Below are 9,031 nucleotides of genomic sequence, written 5' to 3'. Positions count from 1 at the left end.
GGTCCCGCGGGTCCCCATCTCGCCGCGCGTCAGGTCGAGGATGCCGGTGCGCCGGCCCTGCTCGGCCATTTTCAGCAGCGTGCCGCCGCAGGTCTGTTCCACGTCATCGCGGTGCGCGGCGATCGCCAGGACGTCCAGCTGTTCGTTCATATCACGCGGATTAGAGTAACGGCGCGCCGTGCTCGTCGCAAGAAAAGCGCGCCACGATCGGCTGGGAAGATGCCTGGCACCGAGCGCATGGTCCTCGTCTGCCAGGCTGCTAAGTACCGCTTATCGCTTGCGTTCCACGAGGAAGTTCGCTAATTGCTTTAATGTTTCGCCGCGCTCGCCGAACGGCGCCAGCGCCTGCTCGCCCCGCCCGATGAGCGCTTCCGCCTGCACCAGCGACTCATCCACCCCGAACAGCGCCGGGTAGGTCGCCTTCTGCGACGCCTTGTCCTTCCCCGCGGTCTTGCCGAGTTGGTCGGAGGACTGCGTCACGTCGAGCACGTCGTCAATGATCTGGAAGGCCAGCCCGACGCATTTCCCGAACGTCCGCAGGCCCTTCTCCTGCTCCGGCGTCGCGCCCGCGTAGATGCCGCCGGTCACCAGCGCCGCCGTGATGAGCGCCGCCGTCTTCGATTCATGGATGAGCTTGATCGTGCTGGAGCCCGGCACCGTGCGCTCCGCCTCCAGATCCATGACCTGGCCGCCGATCATGCCATTCACTGTTCCCGTGGCTCGCGCGACCTCGTAGACGATCCGGACACGTCCCTCCGCCGACGTCTTCAGCTTGCTGAGCACTTCGTAGGCGTAGGTCTGCAGCGCGTCGCCCGCCAGTATCGCGATGGCTTCGCCGTACACCTTGTGGCAGGTCGGCTTGCCGCGCCGCAGGTCGTCGTTGTCGAGCGCCGGCAGGTCGTCGTGGATCAGCGAATAGGTGTGCAGCATCTCGAGCGCGGCCCCGAGGTCTTCCACGCCGTCCGGCAGCGAACCCGCCACCGCGCGCGCGGCCTCCATCGCCAGGATCGGGCGCAGCCGCTTCCCGCCGGCAAACACGCTGTGCCGCATCGCCTGGTGGATCGACGTCGGCTGCACCGACGCCGGCGGCAACAGCCGCTCCAGCGCGATGTCGGAGAGCCGCTGGCCCTGTTCGAGAGTCTCTGCGAGCATTCGCAGCGAGTATAGCCGACGAGAGCGCGCAGCCATCAGCCCAATCGCGCGGCCCATCCAACCCAACATGGCGAAGCGACCGTCTTCTTCCCGAAGCCGCATCCGGCAAGGCGCCGTTGCCGCCGCGGACCTCGCGCACTCCTTCCCGCGCATCGATCTGCCGATCCGCCCGCCCTATCGGCCGATGGAAGCCAAAAGCATCGACGCCATCCCAAGCGGCGACTTCCTTTACGAGCCCAAGTGGGACGGCTTCCGCTGTCTCGCCTTTCGCAAGGGCAGCCTGGTAGTGCTCCAGTCGAAAGCCGGCCAGCCGCTCGCGCGCTATTTTCCGGAAGTCGTCGCCGCCCTGCAGCGCCTGCCGCAGTCGCAGTTCGTTCTGGATGGTGAGATCGTCGTCTTTGACGGCCAGCGCCTCGACTTCGACGCCCTGCTGCAGCGCATCCATCCGGCTGAGAGCCGGATCAAGCGCCTCGCGCGCGAGACTCCGGCGACCTATCTCGCCTTCGATCTGCTGGTCGATGCCCGCGGCCGCTCCCTCACCGAGCGACCGCTCTACGGCCGCCGCGAATCTCTTCAGCAGTTCTTCGTCAACGCTCGCGGCGACGGCGTCCGGTTCTCACCCGCTACCACCGACTTCGCCCAAGCCGAGCGCTGGCTGCGCGAACTGGCTTCCGCCGGTCTCGACGGCGTCATCGCCAAGCGGCGCGACTGCCCTTACTTGAGCGGCGACCGCTCCGGCATGCACAAGATCAAGCGCATGCGCACGGCCGACTGCGTGGTGGGTGGCTACCGCATGGCGCAGAAGGGTGGCAAGGTCGGTTCGCTCCTGCTCGGGCTGCACGACGACTCCGGCCGGCTCAACCACGTCGGATTTTCCGCCAGCTTTACCGCCGCGCAGCGCGACGAGCTCAGGAAGATCCTGGCGAAGTACGCGGGCGGCGAGGGTTTCACCGGCAGCGCGCCCGGCGGTCCCAGCCGCTGGTCGCAGGGACGCGAGACGGCCTGGGTCCCGCTTCAGCCGCGCTTGGTCTGCGAGGTCCGCTACGATCACTTCTCCGGCGACCGCTTCCGGCACGGAACCAGGTTCCTGCGCTGGCGTCCGGAAAAGGATCCCCGCCAGTGCACGTACGAGCAGGTGCGGCCGGCAGGGAAGTCGGGGCTGCGGAAGTTGCTCGCCGCCTAGGCGGCGGTCGTCCGCGCCATCACGTGTTCGCGGTCCGCGGCCAGCACGATGCTGCGCACGTCCGACGAGTGGCAGCAATCCACCGCGCCCGCGGCCAGCGCCTGCATCCAGAGGTCCTCGTCGGCGAGCCGGTGCGTGCACACCACCGCCGTGGCGGGCAGGTCGCGCCGCAACTGCTCCACCTCGGGCAGCGAGGCCAGCTCCAGGTCGATCACCAGCAGGTCGGCGCGGTGCTTCGGTACCGACATGCGCGCTTCGTCGAGCGAGCGCGCCACGTGGACAGCCTTGAAGTGACTGAGCAGGGAAGCGGCCAGAGCCTCGGCTCCAGTCGGGTCGCTTTGCGCGACGACAACGGTCAGCGGCTTCATAACCCACCTTGTGCCGGATTTCCCGGCGGGGAGAGCATCGCGCCGCGGCGGGCTCGATGCGGTGGTTATCGTTTGGCCTGCGCCTTCTCACTCTCGAACGGCTCAGGCTGAAGCTTTCCGTTCTGCTTGAGCAGGATCTCGACCTTGCCCTCCGCCGCCTCCAGTTCCTTGCGGCAGGAACTCGAGAGCTGGATGCCTTCCTCGAACAACGCCAGAGCCTTCTCGAGCGGCAAATCGCCCTTCTCGAGCTCTCCGACGATCTTTTCTAAACGCTGAAGGCACTCCTCGAACTTGGGCAAAGTGTGCTGCTCCGTCCGTGATTTTACCGCGAAAGATTTTTCGTCAAGCAAAATTCCAGAGTAGATGATGCTCTCGTTACTTAGGCGAGTCGCCAAGTATGCGATTTGTAAACCTTAGACGGACGCCCGGCGGGTCGTCCCCAGCGCTTCCAGCACGTCGACGGCGGCGCGGTAACGCCCGAGCGGCGCCGAGATCTGCGCGCCCTGTACCACCCCGCGGATCCGCGTCAGCATCTCGCGCGCGATCGCGATGCCCTCCTCCCGCGCCGCTTCCGCGTCCTTGCAGCGCGCCATGCGCTCCACGATCGCGTCCGGCACCGAGACGCGCAGCTCATTCTTCATGAACTCCGCGTTCCGCACGCTCACCAGCGGCCAGATGCCGGCCAGCACCGGGATCTTGTGGTGCTCCACTCGCTTCAGGAACGACTCCAGCATCGCCACGTCGAACACCGGTTGCGTCACCGCGTAATCCGCTCCCGCCTCCACCTTGTATTCGAAGCGTCGCACCTCTTCGTCCATGTTGGGCAGTCCGGGATTCGCCCCCACGCCCACCGCGAACGCCGTCGCCTGCCCGATGGGATTGCCGCCCAGGTCGAGCCCCTGATTCAGGTTCGCGACCAGGTTCACCAGCCCGATGGCGTCCACGTCGAATACCGCGGTCGCGTCCGGGTAATTGCCGAGCTTCGGCGGATCGCCGGTGATGCAGATCAGGTTCCGGATCCCCAGCGCGTGAGCCCCCAGCAGGTCGCTCTGCATCGAGAGCACGTTCCGGTCCCGGCAGGTGTAGTGCAGGATGGGCTCGATGCCGACCTGCTGCTGGATCAGGAACGAGAGCGCCTGCGCGCTCATGCGCGCCGATGCCCGGGGGCTGTCGGGGATGTTCACCGCGTCCACTCCCACTTGCCGCACCAGCCGCGCGCCCTCCAGTTCCTTGGCCGCGTCCATGCCCTTGGGCGGCACGATCTCGATCATCGTGACGAACTCGCCCGCCGCCAGCCGCGCCCCGAGCCGCGAACGCTTCGCCAGCGGTTGCGGCTCGAGCGCCTGCGCCGGTTCACGCGACTCGGTCACCACCTGGAAGCGCTTGCCGCCCTCCTTCGCGCCGGAAGCCGTCAGCGCCGACCGCATCGCGCGCGTGTGCTCCGGCGTGGTGCCACAGCACCCGCCGACCAGCTTCACCCCCGCCGCCACGAACTTGCGCGCGTAGCTCGCCATGTACTCCGGCGAGCACAGGTAGATGTTGCGCCCTTCGACCGCGCGCGGGATCCCGGCGTTCGGCTGCGCGGCCAGCGGCTTGTCGGTGACCGCGCGAACCCGCTCGATCGCCTCCAGCATCGCCACCGGCCCGACGCTGCAGTTGATCCCCACCACGTCCGCATTCCATTCCGCCAGCTTCGCGCCGAAGGTCTCGGGGCTGGAACCGTCGAGGCAGTTGCCGTCGTCGTCGATGGTCACGTGCGCCACGATCGGCAGGGAGGCGTCCGCTTCACGCGCGGCGAGGATCGCTTGGTGCAATTCTTCCAGGTACCCGAACGTCTCGAGCATGAGCAGGTCGACGCCTCCCTCGCTCAGCGCCGCGATCTGCTCGTGGAAGGCCGCGCGCGCTTCCTCGCGCCCCGTCTTGCCCAGCGGCTCGATGCGCACCCCCAGCGGCCCCACCGAGCCCGCGAGGAACACCTGGCGGTTCTTCGGGATAGCCTCCCGCGCGATCCGCGCCCCGGCTCTGTTGAGTTCGCGTACCTGGCCCGCGAGGCCGTGCCGCGCCAGCCGGAACGCGTTCGCCCCGAAGGTATTGGTCTCGATCACCTCGGCGCCCGCTTCTGCGTATTCCCGGTGGATCCCGCGGATCAGCTGCGGCTGCGATTCGTTCAGCTCGTCGTAGCAGCGGTTGATGAACACCCCTTTGGCGTACAGCAGCGTGCCCATCGCGCCATCGCACAGGATGGGGCGCTGCTCCAGTCGCCGAAGGAAGGGGTGGCTCATCCAATCAGCATAGCAGCGTGGCGTTGCGCCGCGGAGCAACCGCTGGCGAGCGGAACAAGGGCGCAGCGAGCGCGCGGAAACTGCGGTCGAGTGGGACGGGGGGGCAGCAGGCGGTCTGCTATAATCCGCTTTTTACTCCCTCGACCCAATTCCTTAAGGAGCCCGTTTTGCGCCGTCTGGCTTGCGCAATCATCCTGCTCTCTGTCGTTTTCGTGTGGGGCTGCGGTGGTGGCAGTAACACCAACACCGGTCCTGTCACCAGCGGCCTCACGCGCCGCGCCTTTGTCTCCAATCAGTTCACCGGCGCGCTCGACATTATCAACGCCACCGACGACATCGTCAGTGCGCACCGCATCGGCACCGATCCCGGCCCCACCATCATGTCGCTCTCGCCGGATAAGTCCATCATCCTGGTAGCGACCGGGACGGGCAGCGGCAGCCGCATCGACGCCATCGGCACCGCCAGCGAAGCCGTCCTCGGTTCCTTGTCGCTGCCCGACGAGTCCATCAGCTTCTTCTATCAGCCCGACAGCAAGATCGTCTTCGTCGCCGTGCGCAATAGCGGCCAGGTTTTTCGCTGGGATACTTCCACCGCGACCAATTCCGTCACCAGCGTCTCCATCCCCAATGCCCGCCGCATGGTGCGCAGCCCGGACGGAAAACACATCCTCGTCTTTCCCGAGGACTCGACCGATACCGTGTGGTACATCGACACCACCGCCTCCACTCTCACCCCCGTCCGGGTGGGCGGCGCCCCCGGTCTATTCGACCGCCCCGTGTGGGCAGTGTTCTCGAGCGACAGCAGCAAGGCCTGGGTGCTGAACTGTGGCCCGGAATGCGGCGGAGCCTCTGCGGGGGTCCAGGTTTTGACCTTCCCCGGCGCAGTCATGGGTGCGGCTGCCGGCGTGCCGGGGGGCGCGACGTACGCGCTCCTGAGCGGCAACACTCTCTACGTCGCAGGCACCGCGCCCGCGACGCCCTGCGCCGCGCCCAATACCAGCCTGCGTTGTGGCGCGCTCACCAAGGTCGACGTCTCCGGTGCGCTCAACCCCTCGTATCCGCCGACCGCCGAGATCTCCGACGGCTATCACGATCACATGCTGCTCGCCGCCAATAATCGGCTGTACATCGGCGCCGAGTTCACCTGCGCCGCCGTCGCTCCCAACGGGTGCCTCTCCATCTTCAATACTTCCTCGAGCGCGGTGGTGATCGTTCCGCCCTGCGGCTCCGCCTGCAACAGCTTGAACGACATCAGCGGCATGACCACTATCACCGGCCGCAACGTCGTGTATGTGGTCGAAGGCGGCGAGTTGCGCATCTACGACTCCGCCACCGATGCCCTCCAGAGCAAGCAGGTCGATACCGTCGGACGCTCCTGGGATGTGATCTCCCCAGACTAGTGCCGCGCAAAGCGATAGGGCCGCGCCTCGGCGCGGCCTGTTTTTTCCCTTCTTAGTTCGCGGGTTTCAGCGTGAGGGTGTGCACCGTCGCCTTACGCACCGCTTCATCGGTGAAGGGAAGCGGGAAGCTGCCGCCTTCGTACCACGCGCTCCACTGGTCCATCGCGTGCGCGCTGAAGATCTGGCCCGACTGGCCCGTCACGATGTTCGACAGCGAATCGTCCAGCTTTCCCAGGTCGATGGTGAAACGCTGCGACGCGCCGAAGCTCCGCCCCGCCGCCTTCACCGTAAAGCTGTTGCCGGCTTGCGGGACCGTGCCCGGCCCGACGAAGCGTCCGACGCCCGGCACGGGACCGAGCAGCGGGTGCGCCAGCGTCAGCGGCAGGAACTTCCCCCACGTCCAGTCATCCAGGTTGCGCGGCGCCTCTTTGTCGGTCACGGCGCGCTCGACCGCTGCCGTGATCAACTCGTCCCAGTTTGCCGTGCCTTTCGGCAGCCAGCGCTGCGGTTGCCGCGCGAGCAGGTTCTCCAGCGCCACCGACTGCATCCCCCACGAGTACTCCTTGTAAACGCCGCTCACCACCCGCCGCGTCGGCTCGCCCTGGCCCGGCGGATCCGGCGCACCAAGATATCCCTCCAGCAGCAGCTGCCACAGATACCGCCGCGTCACGCTGGTCAGCACCGGCGCGACCGCATCCGGAAGAACCCGGCCGTCCCAGGTGCGCAGGATGTCCGCCGCCTTCCGCGCCTTCTCGGACGGCTGCTTGGCGTGGTCCACCGCGTAGACGATGCGCTCCGCGACGAAGCGATCGAACTCCGAGTACACGTCCATCTCGAGCGCCAGCATGTCGGCGGGCGCGAACTTCCGCCCGCTGCCCAGCATGCGATAGATGCGCTCCTGCCGGTACGGCGGGAACCATTGATTGCCGGCCATGTACCTGTATCCGTTCGGCGTGATGCGCGCGTTCGCAGTCGCCAGCACCCCGCTCGCCGGGTCGAACACCTGCGGCAGCTCCTCGAACGGGATGTTCCCAGCCCACTCGTGCGCGTCGTCGCCGCCCGCGACCGGAAGGTTTCCTTCCCAGCCCTTGCGGATGGGGATCATCCCCGTCGCCTGGTAGCCGATGTGCCCGTCCACGTCCGCGTACACCACGTTCAGCGCCGGAGCGACGTGCCGCGACCATGCCGCGCGGAAGCTCGACCAGTCCGTCGCCGTGTTCACGTCCCAGTACACGAGCGCGGGCGGCTGCTTCTCGTCGTAGACGTTCCACCGCAGCGCGACCTTCCGCGTCTCGCCGGGGACCAGGTCGCTGATGATCGGGCCATGCCGCGTCACCACGATGTCGAGCGTGACGTCGCCGCCCTTCTTCACCTTGATGACCTCTTGCCGATGCTCGGCCTTGGCCCAGCCCTGCGGCGTCTTGTATTCCCCCTTGCCGTTGAATTCCTCGACGTACACGTCCTCGACGTCGGGACCGAGGTTCGTGAACCCCCACGCAACGCGCCCGTTGTGCCCGGCGATCACGTACGGAAAGCCCGGCAGCGTGACGCCCGCGACGTCGAACGTCTTGCCCTCTACCGGCTGCGTCAGCTTGAGATGCGCCTCATACCAGACGTTCGGGATGTGGTGGCCGAGGTGCATGTCGTTCGAGAGCAGCGGCTTGCCCGACACCGAATGCGCACCCGACACCACCCAGTTGTTCGAGCCCGCGCGCGGCCGCTCCTCGTCGCCCAGCGGCGCCGCCAAGGGAAGCAGCTCGCGCCAGCGCCGCAGCCGCGTGACCGCCGAATCCTCATCCGTCATCTCCTCCTCTTCTTCCGGCGTGGGATCGTCGGCGGAAAGCCGCTTCGGCTTGTCGGTCGGAGGCTGGTCGCGCCACGAGGTCGTCGGGTAGAGGTCCGCCATCAGCTCCGCCGGCACGCGCGCCGCCACCTTCTCGCGCGCCAGGTCGTCGGCGTACGTCCCGTGATTCAGCGACTCCACGATGTTCAGCACCACGAGCATCGTGTCTTCCGCCGTCCACTGCTTCGGCTCATACCTCAGCAGCCGGAACTCGATGGGCAGATGCCCGCGCTGCTGCTCGATGGCAGCATTCACGCCCCGCGCGTAAGCTTCGAGATGCGCCCGCTCGCGTGCCGGCAACGCCGCCACCGCTCGCTGCGCCACGGGACGAAGCAGCAGCGTCCGCTGCCCGCGGTCCACCTTGAGCATGTCGCTGCCGAAGAAGTCGGCCCCGAAGATCTCGCTCAGCTCGCCTGCGGCAAAGCGGCGGTTGATGTCCATCTGCCACAGCCGGTCCTGCGCCGTCACGAATCCTTGCGCGAAGAAGAGGTCTTCCGGACTCGCGGCGGCGATGTGCGGCACGCCCTGGCTGTCCCGTGCGACCGTGACCGGCGCCGACAATCCGCGCAACCCGATCGACCCCTCGAGCTGCGGCAGCGCCGCCCGCGCGGTCGCGTAGAACCAACCGCCGGCTCCAGCGACCGCGACCAACACAACGAGCAGCAGGGCAATCGTGATCCGCGCCGCGATCCGGCGAGAGCGTGGGCGAGTGGGAGCGAGCATCGGTGTGGCCATGTGGGAAGGAAGCAAGATTGTATGGGGAGCCGCGCCGCCCAGCAATCGGGCGAACCTCGTATCCGCCC

7 protein-coding genes are annotated in these 9,031 nt (G+C 67.3%); 2 read left to right on the top strand and 5 right to left on the bottom strand.

From position 1 onward, the window contains the following. Window positions 1-270 precede the first annotated feature (270 nt). Complete coding sequence (locus VLA96_02780) at window positions 271-1,152, bottom strand: farnesyl diphosphate synthase (protein HSE48112.1); 882 nt, start codon at window positions 1,150-1,152, stop codon at window positions 271-273. A gap of 67 nt (window positions 1,153-1,219) precedes the next feature. Between VLA96_02780 and VLA96_02775 the strand changes: the two genes are divergently transcribed. Then, window positions 1,220-2,335 carry an ATP-dependent DNA ligase gene (locus tag VLA96_02775; GenBank protein ID HSE48111.1) on the top strand — a complete coding sequence of 372 codons (1,116 nt, stop codon included), beginning with the start codon at window positions 1,220-1,222 and terminating at the stop codon, window positions 2,333-2,335. On the opposite strand, the gene VLA96_02770 is transcribed toward VLA96_02775, so the two are convergent. The 3 genes from VLA96_02770 to VLA96_02760 form a co-directional block, all read right to left on the bottom strand. Beyond that, window positions 2,332-2,610, bottom strand: a complete 279-nt coding sequence (locus VLA96_02770; protein HSE48110.1) for a hypothetical protein — start codon at window positions 2,608-2,610, stop codon at window positions 2,332-2,334. The genes VLA96_02775 and VLA96_02770 overlap by 4 nt on opposite strands. A 158-nt stretch (window positions 2,611-2,768) precedes the next feature. Continuing rightward, complete coding sequence (locus VLA96_02765; protein ID HSE48109.1) at window positions 2,769-3,098, bottom strand: exodeoxyribonuclease VII small subunit; 330 nt, start codon at window positions 3,096-3,098, stop codon at window positions 2,769-2,771. Window positions 3,099-3,116: 18 nt separating this feature from the next. Continuing rightward, window positions 3,117-4,985, bottom strand: a complete 1,869-nt coding sequence (locus VLA96_02760; GenBank protein HSE48108.1) for a bifunctional homocysteine S-methyltransferase/methylenetetrahydrofolate reductase — start codon at window positions 4,983-4,985, stop codon at window positions 3,117-3,119. A 167-nt stretch (window positions 4,986-5,152) separates the two neighbouring features. Between VLA96_02760 and VLA96_02755 the strand changes: the two genes are divergently transcribed. Beyond that, the gene (locus VLA96_02755; GenBank protein ID HSE48107.1) at window positions 5,153-6,385 is read left to right on the top strand and encodes a hypothetical protein; all 1,233 of its coding nucleotides are present in this window, start codon (window positions 5,153-5,155) and stop codon (window positions 6,383-6,385) included. A 52-nt stretch (window positions 6,386-6,437) separates the two neighbouring features. On the opposite strand, the gene VLA96_02750 is transcribed toward VLA96_02755, so the two are convergent. Next, entirely contained in the window at window positions 6,438-8,951 is a 2,514-nt protein-coding gene (locus VLA96_02750) for a penicillin acylase family protein (GenBank protein ID HSE48106.1), read from the bottom strand. Between the last annotated feature and the right edge of the window lie 80 nt (window positions 8,952-9,031).

Source organism: Terriglobales bacterium (assembly GCA_035457425.1).
Classification (GTDB): domain Bacteria; phylum Acidobacteriota; class Terriglobia; order Terriglobales; family Acidobacteriaceae; genus JACPNR01.
Note: the sequence above shows the minus strand (reverse complement) of the source record. Positions and strands in the feature narration are given on the sequence as shown.

What these genes read in the sequence shown, in the direction of transcription:
- VLA96_02780 (HSE48112.1), bottom strand. Translation starts at nt 1,152, where the DNA reads ATGCTCGCAGAGACTCTCGAACAGGGCCAGCGGCTCTCCGACATCGCG.
- VLA96_02775 (HSE48111.1), top strand. Translation starts at nt 1,220, where the DNA reads ATGGCGAAGCGACCGTCTTCTTCCCGAAGCCGCATCCGGCAAGGCGCC.
- VLA96_02760 (HSE48108.1), bottom strand. Translation starts at nt 4,985, where the DNA reads ATGAGCCACCCCTTCCTTCGGCGACTGGAGCAGCGCCCCATCCTGTGC.
- VLA96_02750 (HSE48106.1), bottom strand. Translation starts at nt 8,951, where the DNA reads ATGCTCGCTCCCACTCGCCCACGCTCTCGCCGGATCGCGGCGCGGATC.